Raw genomic sequence first — 15,415 nt, forward strand, 5'->3', positions numbered from 1 at the left:
GGTCCCGTTACTGCTTGTTCGATTCGGTGGCGGCCGGCTCGGCCTTGTCGGCCTGGTCAGCCTTGGCCGGTGCCTTGGCGTCGGCCGGAGCTGCGGCAGGCGCGCCCGGAGCAGCGCCGCCGGCGGCAGGCTTGCCGTTGGCGTCCTGGCCCGGGGTCCACGGCTTGGCCGTGGCCGGCGTGCCTTCCTTGACCTTCTGCACGCCGGCGACGACCACCTTGTCACCGGCAGCCAGGCCTTCGCTGACCAGCCAGTTGCCGTCCTGCGCGCCGTCGGTCTTGACGTTCTTGCGGACGACCTTGCCGTCGGCGCCAACCACCATCACATAGCCGCCGGTGGTGTCACGGAGCAGCGCCTGCTGCGGCACCAGGTAGGCGTGGTTGCGCTCGCCCAGGTTGGCCTGGAAGCTGACGAAGGCGCCCGGCAGCAGGATCTTCTGCGGGTTCGGCAGCACCGCACGCAGCGACACCGCGCCGGTGGCCGGGTCGACCGTGGTCGAGGAGAAGTCCAGCGTGCCCGGCTCGCTGTAGGTGCTGCCGTCGGCCAGCTTGACGTTGACCGTGGCCTTGCCGTCGCCGGACAGGGCCAGCGTGCCCTTGGCCTGCTGCGCACGCAGCTGGGTCAGTTCATCCACGCTCAGCGAGAAGTTCACGTACAGCGGGTCGAGCTGGTCCACGGTGGTCAGCAGGGTCACATCGCCCTGGCCGACCAGCGCGCCCTCGGTCACCTGCTGCTTGTTGGCCACGCCGCTGATCGGGGCGGTGACGTTGGTATAGCCCAGGCTGATGCGGCTGCTGGTCACCGAGGCTTCGGCCTGCTTGACCGCGGCCAGCGCGGTGCGCTCGGCCGACTCGGCGTTGTCCAGGTCGGCCTTGGACACGAACTTCTGCGGTGCCAGCGAACGGGCGCGGTCAGCGGCGACCTTGGCGTTGGCGTAGGTCGCGCGGGCCGAAGCCAGCTGGGCTTCGGAGGCGCTGAGCGAGGCGCGCAGCGGTGCCGGATCGATCAGGAACAGGGTCTGGCCCTGCTTGACCTCGCTGCCTTCCTGATAGACGCGCTTGAGCAGCACGCCAGGTACGCGGGCGCGCACATCGGCGCTGCGGAACGGCGACAGGCGACCGACCAGCTCGCGCTGCAGCGGCAGGGTCTGCGGCTTGGCGTCGATCACGCCCACCTCCGGCGGTGGGGGCGTCGGCTGTTCCGGCTTCTTGCAGGCTGCTACGGCGACAGCAACGGCGCACGTCAAGGCAAGGGTGCGGAGTGGGGCGGTCATCAGGAGGAACTCCGGGGTTGGTTTGAAGACGGGGCCGGCGAGGGCTGCGGCGCGAATGCGCGCAGGAAGCCATCGACGGAGAACTCTGCCCAGCGCCGACGCAACGCAGCGTCATCACGATGGGGGATATGGAAGCGCTGTTTGTCGAAATCCTGACCGGCGATCATGCTCAGCAGCAGTTCGGCCATGAAGTGCGGGTCGTCATGCCGCAGCAGACCACGACTGCAAACGGTTTCAATCCATTCAGCAAGATGAAGCGTCAGCGCGCCGGCGCCATGCCGGTACAGCGTACGCGCCTCTTCGGGAAACTGTGCTGCATCGGCGGCGATCAGGCGGCAGGCCTGACCGACGTGGGGCTGGTTGAAGTGCTCCAGGAAGTCGGTGGCGAACTGCAGCAGGCTGCCACGCAGGTCGTCACCGCGGAGTGCACGCAGCATGGCCCCGGTTGCGTGACCGACGTGGCGCTGCATCACCCGCCGCAGCAGGGCCTGCTTGTTGCCGTAGCGCGAGTACAGGGTCTGCTTCGAGCAGCCGGCGTGCTGGGCAACTGCGTCCATGCTCATCTGCATGCCCTGCTGGGCAAGCAGTTCGCGCACGGCATCGAACACGCGCTCATCACGCGCGTCGAGGGCGACAGGAAGGTAGGCCGGATTCACGCGGTGGACTATACCGTCCAGTTCAGGATTGTGGAATCGCGCCGATGTTGCCGCATGTGTCTTCCGGTAACACGTTTTGCCGATCCTGTCGGCAACGCTGTGCGTCCGCGATGCCCATACCGGTGCGAACTGAATAGGGCGTCTAAACCGCAGCAAACCCGAATCTGGTTATTCCGTCCTGCAGCAAGGCCTTTTCGTGCGGTAGGGCTACAATTTCATTTTCCCAACTGAGCAAGCGCGCCGCTCTGCCATGAAACCGCAAAAAACCGCAGCCAAGACCGTGAAAAACAAAAGCAAACCAGTTGAGTCGGAGGTCGCAGTGACCGCTGGTTTCTCCCTGGAGCCGGTGTACACGGCCTTGCGCAAGCGTTACCCCGCGGCCGCTCAGGCCGAGGCAGTGGCATTCGCCTCCAGCTTCTACAAGCGCATGGAGGCCGACGAGTTCCCCCATCACAGCGCTGAGGAATGGGCCGCGCTTGCTGCCGAAACGCTGGAATTCGCCCGCGCCCGCAAGTCCGGCAAGGCCAACGTCCGCGTCTTCAACCCGACGGCGAAGGCCAACGGTTGGGAATCGCCGCACACCGTGCTGCAGATCATCAACGACGACATGCCGTTCCTGGTCGACACTGTGACCATGTCGCTGGCCGAGCATGGCGTTGGCGTGCATGTACTGGGCCACCCGGTGCTGCAGTTCACCCGTGACAAGGCCGGCAAGCTGACCAAGGTGGGCGAGGGCCAGCTGGAATCGGTGATGCTGCTGGAGATCGACCGCCAGCCGGCCGAAGCCATGGCAGACATCGAGCAGGCCATCAACAAGGCGCTGGACGAAGTGCGCGCCATCGTGCGCGACTGGCAGCCGATGCAGGACAAGGCGCTGGCGCTGGCCGACGATCTCGGCAGCCGCCAGCTGCCGGTCGACGCTGCCTCGCGCAAGGAAGCACAGGAGTTCCTGCGCTGGGCGGCCGACAACCACTTCACCTTCTTCGGCTACCGCGAGTACCGCGTCGAGAAGCAGGGCAAGGAAGAAGTGCTGGCGCCGCTGAACGACACCGGCCTGGGGCTGATGCGCGGCAAGGACAAGTCGGCCGCACGTCCGGTCAAGACCCTGGCTGCCCAAGGCCTGAACACCACGTCCGGGCTGAAGGACGCGCTGATCCTGACCAAGACCAATGCCCGTTCGCGCGTGCACCGCGCCGGTTACATGGACTACATCGGCGTGCTGGAATTCGACGCCAAGGGCAAGATCATCGGCGAACAGCGCTTCCTCGGCCTGTTCACCTCCAGCGCCTACAACCGCCGCCCGTGGGAGATCCCGCTGGTGCGCCAGCGCTACGAACACGTGATGAAGCAGTCCGGCCTGGCTGGCTCCAGCCATAGCGGCAAGGCCCTGCGCCACATCCTGGAAACCCTGCCGCGCGAAGAACTGTTCCAGTCCAGCGAGGACGAACTGTTCCGCACCGCGATGGGCGTGCTGGGCCTGCAGGAGCGTGTGCGCAGCCGCCTGTTCCTGCGTCGTGACAAGTACAGCCGTTTCATTTCCGCGCTGGTCTACCTGCCGCGCGAGCGTTTCAACACCGACGTGCGCCTGCGCATCGAAGCGATGCTCAAGGACGCGCTGCACGGCGAGTACGTGGACAGCTCGGTGGTGCTGGGTGAATCGCCGTTGGCCCAGGTGCACTTGATCGTGCGTCCGAAGCCGGGCGAAATGCTCGACGTCGATACCGCCGAACTGGAGCAGAAGCTGGCCCAGGTGCTGCGCAACTGGCAGGACGACCTGCGCGAAGCGCTGGTCAGCCGCCATGGCGAAGCCGAAGGCCTGCGCATCGCTGCGCGTATCGGCAAGGCGCTGCCGGCCGGTTACATCGAAGACAACAGCACCGCCGTTGCCGCCAACGATGTCAGCCAGCTCGATGCGCTGACCGGCCCGGACGACCTGCGCCTGAGCCTGCAGGCCGTGCCGCGCGAGTCCGGCGATGGCCTGCGCCTGAAGCTGTATCGCCAGCTGGATGACATCCCGCTGTCGGACGCGCTGCCGATGATGGAAAACATGGGCCTGCGCGTGATCGCCGAGCGTCCGTACCGCCTGTCGGTGGACAACGCGCCGGTGTACGTGCAGGACTTCGAGGTCGAATCGACCGCCGGTGCGATCGACGCGGCCAGCGTCGATGAAGCCTTCGGTGAGACCTTTGCCCGCGTGTGGCACGGCGATGCCGAGAACGATGGCTTCAACCGCCTGGTGCTGGCTGCCGGCCTGCACTGGCGCCAGGTCGCCATGCTGCGTGGCTACTGCAAGTACCTGCTGCAGACCGGCGTGCCGTTCTCGCAGGCTTACGTCGAAGGCACCTTCACCCGCTACCCGTTGCTGGCACGCCTGCTGGTGGAACTGTTCGAAGCCCGCTTCGATCCGGCCACCGGCCATGAAAGCAAGGAAGACATCGCCGCCGGCCAGGCGCAGCTGAAGGCCCACCTCGACGTGCTGGCTGCCGGCGACGAGGCAACCCTGAAGGTGCTCAAGACCGTGGTCGACGCCCGCAAGGGTGACCGCGATGCGCAGATGCAGGCCGCGCGCGAAGCGCTGCTGAAGCTGATGGACCGCGTGTCGAGCCTGGACGAGGACCGCATCCTGCGTTCCTTCATGGGCGTGATCGATGCGACCCTGCGCACCAGCTACTACCAGACCGATGCCAACGGCCAGCACGGCCATGTCATCAGCTTCAAGTTCGATTCGGCATTGGTGCCGGACCTGCCGAAGCCGCGTCCGTACCGCGAAATCTTCGTGTACGGCCCGCGCGTGGAAGGTACCCACCTGCGCTTCGGTGCCGTCGCCCGTGGTGGCCTGCGCTGGTCGGATCGTCGCGAAGACTTCCGTACCGAGGTGCTGGGCCTGGTCAAGGCGCAGATGGTCAAGAACACCGTCATCGTGCCGGTCGGCGCGAAGGGCGGCTTCTTCGCCAAGATGCCGCCGGTGAACGGCGATCGCGATGCGATCTTCGCCAACGGCGTGGCCTGCTACAAGCTGTTCATCCAGGGCCTGCTGGACATCACCGACAACATCGTCAACAACAAGATCGTGCCGCCGATGGATGTCGTGCGCCATGACATGGACGATCCGTACCTGGTGGTGGCTGCCGACAAGGGCACCGCGACCTTCTCCGACATCGCCAACGGCCTGGCAATCGCGCACGGCTTCTGGATGGGCGATGCGTTCGCCTCCGGTGGTTCGGTCGGCTACGACCACAAGGGCATGGGCATCACCGCGCGCGGCGCATGGGAGTCGGTCAAGCGCCACTTCCGTGCACTGGGCCGTGACAGCCAGACCCAGGACTTCACCGCCGTCGGCGTCGGCGACATGTCCGGCGATGTGTTCGGCAACGGCATGCTGTTGTCGCGCCACATCCGCCTGGTCGCTGCGTTCGATCACCGCCACATCTTCCTGGACCCGAACCCGGATGCAGCGACCACGTTCGTCGAGCGTGAGCGTCTGTTCACCGTGCCGCGCTCGAGCTGGGCGGACTACGACGCCAAGCTGATCAGCAAGGGCGGCGGCGTGTATCCGCGCAGCCTGAAGTCGATCGAGATCACCCCGCAGGTGCGTGAGGTGCTGGGCCTGGACGAGAGCGTCAAGGCACTGTCGCCGAACGATCTGATGAGCGCGATCCTGAAGGCGCCGGTCGACCTGCTGTGGAACGGCGGCATCGGTACCTACGTCAAGGCCACCAGCGAGCAGCACAGCGATGTCGGCGACCGCGCCAACAACGCCCTGCGCGTGAACGGTGGCGAGCTGCGCTGCAAGGTGGTGGGCGAGGGCGGCAACCTGGGCATGACCCAGCTCGGCCGCATCGAAGCCGCCCAGGCTGGCGTGCTGCTCAACACCGACTTCATCGACAACTCGGCCGGCGTGGATACCTCCGACCATGAAGTCAACATCAAGATCCTGCTCAACGATGTGGTGCGGGCCAAGAAGCTGACCGTCGAGCAGCGCAACAAGCTGCTGGCGTCGATGACCGACGAAGTCGCCGCGCTGGTGCTCAACGACAACTACCGCCAGAACCAGGCCCTGAGCCTGATGGAGCGGATGGCGGTCAAGCGCCTGGGTTCCAAGCAGCACTTCATCCGTACCCTGGAACAGCAGGGCCTGCTGGATCGCCAGATCGAGTTCCTGCCGTCCGATGCCGAGCTGTCCCAGCGCAAGGCGCGCGGCCAGGGCCTGACCCGTCCGGAGCTGTCGGTGCTGCTGTCCTATTCCAAGCTGGTGGCGTTCGCCCAGCTGCTGGATTCGGACATCCCGGAAGATCCGTACCTGTCCAAGGAACTGCAGCGCTACTTCCCGACCCCGCTGCAGAAGAAGTACGCCGACGCGATGGAGCGTCACCGCCTGAAGCGCGAAATCATCGCCACGGCCGTGACCAACCAGACCATCAACCGCATGGGCGCCACCTTCCTGATGCGCATGCAGGAAGACACCGGCCGCTCCATTGCCGAGGTCGCCAAGGCCTACACCATCAGCCGCGAAACGCTGGATGCCCGCGCGCTGTGGGCGCAGATCGACGCCCTTGACGGCACCCTGCCGGAGTCGGTGCAGATCGATGCGCTGGAAGTGATCTGGAAGCTGCAGCGTTCGTTCGTACGCTGGCTGCTGTCGCGCCCCGGCCCGATGCCGGGCATCACCGAGGCGGTCAACCGCTACCAGGGTCCGTTCAACGACATCCGTGTTGCGTCGGGTGTACTGCCGGATTCGCAGCGTCCGACCTACGAAGCCCTGGTGGCCGAGTGGAAGGAAAAGGGCCTGCCGTCGGCACTGGCACAGCAGCTGGCCGAACTGCACTTCCTGGAGCCGGCGTTCGACATCATCGAACTGGCCCGTACCCGCAAGCTGAAGCCGGTGGATGTCTCCAAGATCCACTTCCGCCTGGGCGACGCCCTGCAGCTGCCGTGGCTGTTCGAGCAGATCGACGCGCTGGAGGTCAACGGCCGCTGGCACGCGGTGGCACGTGGCGTGCTGCGCGACGAGCTGGCGGCACACCACCGCAGCCTGGCCGGCCAGGTGCTGGCCACCAAGGGCGGCACCGCTGAAGCCAAGGTGGCCGCGTGGATCGGCCGTGACGACAGCAGCCTGCGCTTCACCCTGGCGATGCTGGCCGAACTGGCCGAGCAGAAGACCCTGGACTACCCGACCGTTTCGGTCGCAGTCCAGCGCCTGGGGCAGCTCGCCGCCCACGGCGCGTAAGTGATGTAGCGCCGGGCCATGCCCGGCGTGCGTGAACCGGAACGGCCCCGCGAAAGCGGGGCCGTTCTGTTTCTGCCTTCGATCTTCTGCAACCACCTGACCTGACGCCGGCCTTGAACCTGTCAGGCGGATGTGCCGGTCATCCGCCACGCGGGGTCCAACCCCCGGCGCTCGGTTATGCTCTCCACCACGCCTTCCCCTGGATCCACCGATGAGCGACACCCCCCGCATCGCTTTCCTGGCCAGTACCACCGAACCGGCGCAGATGGCCCGCGCAGCGATGGTCTCGCGCTATGGCGACCACGCGCCGGACCAGGCCGACGTGTTGTGCCCGCTCGGTGGCGATGGCTTCATGCTGCAGACCCTGCATCGGCACGGACACCTGGGCAAGCCGGTATTCGGGATGAAGCTGGGCACGGTGGGTTTCCTGATGAACCAGTACCGTGGCGACGACGACGTGCACGCGCGTATCGCCCGCGCCGAGCCGGCCCACCTGCGCCCGCTGGAAATGGTGGCGCTGACCGAATCGGGTACCACCACCGGGTCGCTGGCCTACAACGACGTCTCGCTGCTGCGGCAGACCCGGCAGGCGGCGCATATCGGCATCGACCTCAATGGCCAGGAGCGGGTGGGCGAACTGATCGGTGATGGTGTGCTGGTGGCGACCCCGGCCGGAAGCACCGCCTACAACTACTCGGCGCATGGGCCGGTGCTGCCGCTGGGCTCGCACACCATCGCCCTGACGCCGCTGGCCCCGTATCGCCCGCGGCGCTGGCGCGGCGCCATCCTCAAGGCCGACACCGAAGTGCGCTTCCGCGTGCTCGATCCCTACAAGCGTCCGGTCAGCGTCACCGCCGATTCGCACGAGACCCGCGATGTGGTCGAAGTGACGATCCGTGAGTCGCGCGAGCACCGGGTGACCCTGCTGTTCGACCCGGAGCACAACCTGGAAGACCGGATCCTGAGCGAACAGTTCGTTTTTTGACGACAATAGGCGGCCGGCCCTGCCGACCGCTTGAAGGACCCCACCGATGGGCGACAACTCCCCCCGTTTGCTGACCGTCGCGGTGACCTCGCGTGCGCTGTTCGACCTGGAAGAAAGCCATGCGCTGTTCGAGAGCGATGGCGTGGCCGCCTATGCCGAGTACCAGCGCCAGCACGAGGACGACATCCTCGGGCCGGGCGTGGCCTTCCCGGTGGTGCGCAAGCTGCTGGCGCTGAACCAGGGCGCCAGCCCCGAGAACCCGCGCGTGGAAGTGATCCTGCTGTCGCGCAACTCGGCCGATACCGGCCTGCGCATCTTCAATTCCATCCAGCACTACGGGCTGGGCATCATCCGCGCGACCTTCACCGCCGGTGAGCCGACCTGGCCATACGTGAAGCCGTTCGGCACCGACCTGTTCCTGTCGGCCAATCCGGAATCGGTGCGCAGCGCGCTGCGCCATGGCATCGCCGCGGCGACCATCCTGCCCAAGCCACCGGGCGAGACCGCTGCCGCTGCCGCCGACCAGATCGACATCACCCGCCCGGCCGGTCAGCTGCGTATCGCCTTCGATGGTGATGCGGTGATCTTCGGCGATGAGAGCGAGCGAATTTCGCGCGAGCAGGGCGTGGAAGCCTTCGGCCGGCACGAACGCGAGCGTGCACGCGAGCCGCTCAGTGGCGGCCCGTTCCGCGGTTTCCTCTCTGCACTGCATACGTTGCAGGAAGTGTTTCCGGCCGGCGACAGTGCGCCGATCCGCACGGCGCTGGTGACCGCGCGTTCGGCACCGGCGCACGAGCGGGTGATCCGCACCCTGCGCGAATGGGGCGTGCGCCTGGACGAGGCACTGTTCCTCGGTGGCCGGCACAAGGGCCCGTTCCTGCAGGCGTTCGGTGCCGATATCTTCTTCGATGATTCGCAGCACAACATCGACAGTGCACGTGAACACGTGGCCGCCGGTCATGTGCCGCATGGTGTCGCCAACGAGGGCTGAAACCATGGCCGGTGGGTGCCAACCGTTGGTTGGCACTGCCATGTATCGGCGCCCACCAAGGTGGGCGTCTACCAGAGCGCCATGCCCTGGTAGTTGCCAACCTTGGTTGGCATCGCGGCGCAGCCGCGCCCACCAAGGTGGGCGTCTACCAGAGCGGGGCTACGGGCTTCCCGACATCCCCAACTGCAGGTCCACCACCTTCCAGCGCAGGCCCTGCGGTTCCAGCACTACCTTCAACGGTGACTGGCCGGGGCCGCGATCGACGTCGACCACGAAGCGGTCCAGCGCTTCGAAGTGGTGTTCGGCGTTCTTCAATGGGCGCGCCGGTTCGGTCGTGCCGAAGGCATCGCCCCCCTGCAGTTCATTGCGGCCGCGCTTCCACAGCACGTGGCCCTGAAGCATCGCGCCGATGCCGGTGGGGGTGACCATGGTTTCCACCGCGGCGCCGCCCAACTGGTCACCCAACCCGTACAGCAGCGCGCCAAAAGGACTGGCAGCTACCTCGGGCCCGGCCTGGCGCACCAGGTAATCATTGAGCTGGGCGCGCAGGCTGGTGCGCACGCGGGGGAAATCCACGTAGCGTTCCAGGCGCGCGGTGTCGCGTTGTTCGATGGCCTTGGACAGGCCATGCACGGTCAGGTAAGGGCCGCCGAACCACCAGCCCGCTACCACGACGATCAGCAGAACGAGGATGCCAATGAGCTTCTTCATGTGTACAGCCTGCCGCAAGTGGGGGTGCTGGTGGTGAACGACGGGTGATGCCTGTGATGGCCCCGGCGCCGTTCAGAACTCCAGATCCAGCGCGGCGCACAGGTAGTCGACGAACGGCCCCAACGCCGCCAGGTCCTTGCCGAGCGTGGACAGCAGGCGCGGGCCGGTCATCGTGGCATCATCCAGCGAACGCCACATCACCCAATTGCGATGCTTGAGGTCATCGATGAATTCGAAGTCGGCCGGGAAGCCACGCGGTGGACGCACCAGCTTCTCGGTTTCCTCGAAGTCGAAACGCTTGCGCAGCGCCGGTGCATGCGCGGCTGCCTTCCAGCTGCCGGGGTTGTCGAGGATGAAGTGGCGGACGCGGCGCTGGGTTTCCGGCTCGGGATGCCACAGCCCAGCACCGACGAAGCTCTCGCCCGGCTGCAGGTGCACGTAGAACGAGGGCGCGGCCACTTCGCGGCGGCGCTCATGGAACAGGCGCGCGCCCTGCCAGGTTTTGTACGGCGACTTGTCATGGGAGAAACGCGCATCGCGGTGAATGCGGAACAACGAGCCGCCCACGCCACGGGTGTCTGCGCGGAAGTGTCCGCTCACCTCGGTCAGCGCCGGCTGCAGGTCGCCCAGCAGGCGCAGGAACGGCTGCCGCACGTGGTCTTCGTACTGCTGGCGATGGTCGTTGAACCAGGTCTTGTCGTTGTGCAGCGCCAGGCTGCGCAGGAACTTGAAACTGGCATCGGAGAAATAGGTGCTCACAGGTCCTCCTGCAGGTGCTGGCCCCAGTCACGCAGCGATTGCAGCAGCGTGGCGCGGCGAACGTCGTCGGGTGCCTCGGCCGCCAGCGCGTCGAGCTGCTGCTGGTACTGGACCAGATTGAGTTCGCCCAGGCCTTCCTCGCCGAACAGGCGCTGGCGGCGATAGGCATTCCAGCGCTCGCGTTCTTCCGGTGCGAGGCTGCCGGGATGATTGCGGGCGCGGTAGCGGAACAACAGCTCGGGCAGCCGCGGGTCGCGGAAGCGGCCTTCCAGTGCTGCCAGCTGTTCCGGTGGCGTGGTCCGTGCCAGTGCCAGCAGCGGCTTGTCGCCGGCGCCGAGGAAGCCGTCGTACAGCGATGCATCCACATCGGAAACGCTCGCCGCGCGCGGCTGGTTATAGACCTGGCGCGCCTTCTCGGCCAACTGCGGCGCGAACGCGCGCAGGCGTTCGGCCTTGGCTTCGATCGCTGCTACGTCCAGCCCGAGTCGTGCGTGGTCATCGGCGCGCAGGTGGTTCCAGGCCACCAGTGCCGGCACCTTGTTCAGGTGCACTTCCTTCAACGGCACCCGGGCGACGCCTTCGGGCAGTTCGCTGGCGCGCAGGTACAGGCGCTGGGCGATCACTTCGGCGGGCAGTTCCAGCAGGTCATCGATGTCGCCGTCGAGGTCGAACACGATCACCCGGTTGTTGATGGTCGGATGTACCGCCAGCGGCAGCACCGGCGCGGCGCACAGGCGGCTGGCCGGGTAGCGCATGGAGATATGCAGCACCGGCTTCAAAGCGGTGATGTCGAGCAGGCTGCCGACGAAACGCTTGTCGCGCAGCTTCAATGCGTAGTCCCACAGGCGCGGCTGCGACTGCTTGAACAGGCGCGCCATGCCGATCGTCGCGCGCACGTCCGACAGTGCTTCGTGGGCATCGCCTTCGCGCACGCCATTGGCCTCGGCCAGGTGTTCGAGCTTGAACGAGGTGGCACCGTCCTCGCGCTTGGGCCAGTGGATGCCATCCGGGCGGATGGCATGCATCAGCCGCAGCATGTCCAGCAGGTCCCAGCGCGAATTGCCGTTGCGCCACTCGCGTTCGTACGGGTCGTGGAAGTTGCGGAACAGGCCGTAGCGGATGAACTCGTCGTCGAAGCGCAGTGTGTTGTAGCCCAGCGCGCAGGTGCCGGGGCGCGAGAGCTGCTCGTTGATGCGATCGAATGCTTCGGCTTCGCTGATGCCTTCGGCCAGCGCCTGCTGCGGGGTGATGCCGGTGACCATCGTTGCCATCGGCGAGGGCAGCAGATCATCGGCCGGGCGCACGAAGAAGCTGACCGGCGTGTCGATCTCGTTGAGATCGCTGTCGGTACGGATTGCCGCGTACTGGGAGATACGGGTGCGACGCGGATCCTGGCCGAAGGTTTCCAGGTCGTAGAACAGGAAGCTGTCGGCCATCAGTGTGCGCCCTCCAGCACCGGCAGCCGCGCATGGATCTGCGCCTCCAGTGCGTTCCAGTCGATGTTGTCCAGGGTATCGTGGCCTGCGGTGGCGGCGATCAGCATCTCGCGCTGGAGGTCGGTGCGGCGCAGTGCCTCGGCATAGGGCGTGTGCAGGAAGGTCACCATCGTGTAGTGCGGCACGAAGCGCGTCGGCCAGCGCCGCTGCAGTTCCTGCTCCAGTTCACGCTGCAGCAGGAAGGCCGGATCGGCCACCCTGTCACGCATCTCCAGATAGTTCTCCAGCGCCATCTGCTGGATCGCACGCGCGTTCGGCTTGCGCTCGGCTTCGAATGCGGCGAACGCGCTCTGCAGGTCGTCCGCCTCCATCAGATGGCGGGCCAGTGCCACGCAGTCCTCGAACGCGCAGTTCATGCCCTGGCCGTGGAACGGCACCATGGCATGCGCGGCATCACCGATCAGCACGGCGCGGTCCTGCTGGTGCCAGCGTTCCAGGGTGAGCGTGCCGAGCAGGCCCGGCGGATGCTGCTCCCAGTCTGCGCGCAGGTTGGGAATCAGCGGCAGGGCATCGGCGAACTCGCGCGCGAACAGTGCTTCAGCCTGGGCGCCGGTAGTGACCGTGGCGAAGCTCGGATCGCCCTGGTTGGGCAGGAACAGGGTGACGGTGAACGTGCCCTCGTGATTGGGCAGGGCGATGCACATGTAGTGGCCGCGCGGCCAGATGTGCAGCGCATTGCGCTCGATACGGAAGCCGCCATCGTCGGTAGGCGGGATCTCCAGTTCCTTGTAGGAATGGTCGAGGAAGGCAATGTCCTCGCCCAGCGGTTCGCGCCGGTTCATCGCCGCACGCAGCGCCGAGCCGGCGCCGTCGGCACCCACCAGCGTATCGAAGCGGATATCGTGCGGGCTGTCGTCACGATCATCGATGAAGCGCGCGTAGCCGGCATCGAAATCGACGGTGTGCAGGCGGCGGTGGAAATGCACGGTGGCACCGGCCTGCTCGGCCAGTTCCAGCAGCGTGGTGTTCAGGTCACTGCGATGGATCGACCAGATCACTTCGCTGTCGTCGCGGCCATAACGCTGCAGTTGCGGCCCGCCTTCGCGCGGATGCACCATGCGCCCGCGCATCATCACCGCACGCGCCATCACTTCATCTTCCACGCCGGCCTGGCGCAACGCGTTGCGTCCGCGCTCGGCCAGGGCCAGGTTGATCGAGCGACCGCTTTCGTAATCGGCGATGCGCGGATCGCCACGGCGTTCGTACAGAGTGATGCGCCAGCCCTGCCGTGACAGCAGGATGGCCAGCAGGGAGCCGGCGAGGCCGGCGCCGACAATGCTCAGCGAGCGGGATGCATGTGCGATCAACGAACTGTCCAGCAGTAGGGGAGGGCGGCTTACAGGCCGGCCCAGGCTTCCACTTCCTCGACGAAGTGGTGCACGTCGAGGTAGCGGTTGTAGAGCGGAGTGGGCGAGATGCGGATCACGTCCGGTTCGCGCCAGTCACCCAGCACGCCGATGGCGCGCAGATGCTCGAACAGGGCGCGTCCGCGCTCGCGGCCGCCGATCACCCGCAGCGACAGCTGGCAGCCGCGGCGCTCCGGCTCGGCCGGGGTGACGATCTCCAGAACCTGCGGCAGGCGCGCGCGTACCAGTGCGTCGAGCATGCCGGTCAGCGCCAGCGACTTGCTGCGCAGCGATTCCATGCCGGCGCGTTCGAACAGGTCCAGCGATGCACGCAGCGGCGCCAGGCCAAGGATCGGCGGATTGCTCAGCTGCCAGCCCTCGGCACCGACCGCAGGCTGGAACTGCGGTGCCATCTGGAAACGGGTGGCTTCGTCGTGGCCCCACCAGCCGGCAAAGCGCGGCAGCGTGGTGTCGCGATGATGGCGCTCGTGCACGAACGCACCGGCCACGGCGCCCGGGCCGCTGTTGAGGTACTTGTAGTGACACCACACGGCGAAGTCCGGGGCGACGTCATGCAGGTGCAGCGGCAGGTTGCCGACCGAGTGCGCCAGGTCGAAGCCGATGCGTGCGCCCTGCAGGCGTGCTGCGCGGGTGATCGCATCCAGGTCGAAGGCCTGGCCGCTGCGGTACTGCACGCCAGGCCACAGCACCAGCGCCAGGCGCGGACCGTGCGTGGCGATCGCGCGTTCGATCGCGGCCATCGAGATCGTGCCGTTGGTTTCATCCGGCTGCACTTCCACCAGGCAGTCGGCCGGGTCGAAGCCATGGAAGCGGATCTGCGCCTCCACCGCATGGCGGTCGGTCGGGAACGCGCCGGCTTCCATCAGGATCACCGGGCGTTCGGCCGTGGGCCGGTAGAAGCTGACCATCATCAGGTGCAGGTTCACGCTCAGCGTGTTCATCGCCACCACTTCGCTGGGCAGCGCACCGACCACGCGAGCCAGCTGTGCGCTGACCAGGCGGTGGTACGACAGCCATTGGGTCGGCCCGGTGAAGTGGCCTTCCACCGCCAGTTCGCCCCATTGCTTCATCACTTCCTGCACCGCCGCCTGCGCGCCGCGCGGTTGCAGGCCCAGCGAGTTGCCGACGAAGTAGGTCTGCTCACCACCACCGTGGCGCGGAATCAGGAATTCCTGCCGCAGCGGCCGCAGCGGATCGGCGGCATCAAGGGCAATGGCGTGGGTGCGGCTGAGCAGGTCGGACATGGTCGGGCAACAGGCTGCAACGGGGCTGCCAGTGTAGCGCCTGGCATGGCGTAGCCGGTGGCGGGGATGCATGCATGCCGCCAAGCCTGTAGAGCCGAGCCCATGCTCGGCTACGTGGGCCCACAGCCGAGCATGGGCTCGGCTCTACAAGGGCGGATTGTCAGCCAGCCCGGGCTGGCACCGGCAACGGATCCACGTGGCCACATTCGCTGCAGGTGCGTAGTTCCAGGCTGGCCTGGTAGCGCGCGAACACCTTCGGCAGGTCGGTCTCGATGTTCTGCAGCGTGAAGTACTCTTCGTACAGCTTGTGGTTGCAGCGCTCGCAATGCCAGATCACGCCGTCGCGCTCATGCGGCAGGCGCTTGCGTTCCACCACCAGGCCGACGCCGCCGGGTGGGCGCCGCGGTGAGTGCGGCACCTTGCCCGGCAGCAGGAAGATTTCGCCGGCACGGATCGGAATATCGCGCACCGCGCCATCCTCCTGCACCTTCAGCACCATCTCGCCTTCCAGCTGGTAAAACCACTCCGGGCCTTCGTCGTAGTGGAAATCGGTGCGGCTGTTCGGCCCGCCGACCACCATCACGATGAAATCGCCGTTGTCGATCATCCTGTTGCCGACCGGCGGCTTCAACAGATGCCGGTTTTCCTCGATCCAGCCCAGCAGATTGATGGGGGAGGCAAGCATGGGAGTGTCCGTGGGAGGGAG

11 protein-coding genes are annotated in these 15,415 nt (G+C 66.6%); 3 read left to right on the forward strand and 8 right to left on the reverse strand.

Annotated elements, in window-relative coordinates:
- Positions 1–7: 7 nt before the first annotated feature.
- On the reverse strand, positions 8–1,273 hold the full coding sequence (locus WKB25_RS06555; RefSeq protein ID WP_340569528.1) for an efflux RND transporter periplasmic adaptor subunit: 1,266 nt from the start codon (positions 1,271–1,273) through the stop codon (positions 8–10).
- Positions 1,273–1,929: a TetR/AcrR family transcriptional regulator gene (locus WKB25_RS06560; RefSeq protein ID WP_340569530.1), complete on the reverse strand. Its 657-nt coding sequence runs from the start codon at positions 1,927–1,929 to the stop codon at positions 1,273–1,275. Before WKB25_RS06560 ends, WKB25_RS06555 begins: the two co-directional genes overlap by 1 nt.
- A gap of 250 nt (positions 1,930–2,179) precedes the next feature.
- On the opposite strand from WKB25_RS06560, the gene WKB25_RS06565 reads away from it, so the two are divergent.
- From WKB25_RS06565 to WKB25_RS06575, 3 genes are all read left to right on the forward strand, one after another.
- Positions 2,180–7,156: an NAD-glutamate dehydrogenase domain-containing protein gene (locus WKB25_RS06565; protein ID WP_340569532.1), complete on the forward strand. Its 4,977-nt coding sequence runs from the start codon at positions 2,180–2,182 to the stop codon at positions 7,154–7,156.
- 211 nt (positions 7,157–7,367) lie between these two features.
- Positions 7,368–8,141, forward strand: coding sequence for an NAD kinase (locus WKB25_RS06570; RefSeq protein ID WP_089236114.1), 774 nt, complete (start codon positions 7,368–7,370; stop codon positions 8,139–8,141).
- Between the two features lie 46 nt (positions 8,142–8,187).
- Positions 8,188–9,132: a 5'-nucleotidase gene (locus WKB25_RS06575; RefSeq protein WP_033831508.1), complete on the forward strand. Its 945-nt coding sequence runs from the start codon at positions 8,188–8,190 to the stop codon at positions 9,130–9,132.
- Between the two features lie 159 nt (positions 9,133–9,291).
- Here WKB25_RS06575 and WKB25_RS06580 read toward each other — a convergent pair whose 3' ends face one another.
- The 6 genes from WKB25_RS06580 to WKB25_RS06605 all read right to left on the reverse strand — a co-directional run bounded on the left by WKB25_RS06580 (position 9,292) and on the right by WKB25_RS06605 (position 15,394).
- The gene (locus WKB25_RS06580) at positions 9,292–9,843 is read right to left on the reverse strand and encodes a DUF2939 domain-containing protein (RefSeq protein WP_340569535.1); all 552 of its coding nucleotides are present in this window, start codon (positions 9,841–9,843) and stop codon (positions 9,292–9,294) included.
- Positions 9,844–9,915: 72 nt separating this feature from the next.
- Entirely contained in the window at positions 9,916–10,602 is a 687-nt protein-coding gene (locus WKB25_RS06585; RefSeq protein ID WP_340569536.1) for a DUF2461 domain-containing protein, read from the reverse strand.
- Positions 10,599–12,038, reverse strand: coding sequence for an exodeoxyribonuclease I (gene sbcB, locus WKB25_RS06590; RefSeq protein ID WP_340569537.1), 1,440 nt, complete (start codon positions 12,036–12,038; stop codon positions 10,599–10,601). The genes WKB25_RS06585 and sbcB overlap by 4 nt, the downstream gene beginning before the upstream one ends.
- A complete protein-coding gene (locus tag WKB25_RS06595; protein ID WP_340569539.1) occupies positions 12,038–13,405 on the reverse strand; it encodes an NAD(P)/FAD-dependent oxidoreductase in 1,368 nt (455 codons plus the stop codon). Before WKB25_RS06595 ends, sbcB begins: the two co-directional genes overlap by 1 nt.
- 29 nt (positions 13,406–13,434) lie before the next feature.
- Positions 13,435–14,709: a kynureninase gene (gene kynU, locus WKB25_RS06600; RefSeq protein WP_340569541.1), complete on the reverse strand. Its 1,275-nt coding sequence runs from the start codon at positions 14,707–14,709 to the stop codon at positions 13,435–13,437.
- Between the two features lie 160 nt (positions 14,710–14,869).
- The gene (locus tag WKB25_RS06605; RefSeq protein ID WP_340569542.1) at positions 14,870–15,394 is read right to left on the reverse strand and encodes a 3-hydroxyanthranilate 3,4-dioxygenase; all 525 of its coding nucleotides are present in this window, start codon (positions 15,392–15,394) and stop codon (positions 14,870–14,872) included.
- Positions 15,395–15,415: the final 21 nt, after the last annotated feature.

Source organism: Stenotrophomonas sp. G106K1, from assembly GCF_037969685.1.
Classification (GTDB): Bacteria; Pseudomonadota; Gammaproteobacteria; order Xanthomonadales; family Xanthomonadaceae; genus Stenotrophomonas; species Stenotrophomonas lactitubi.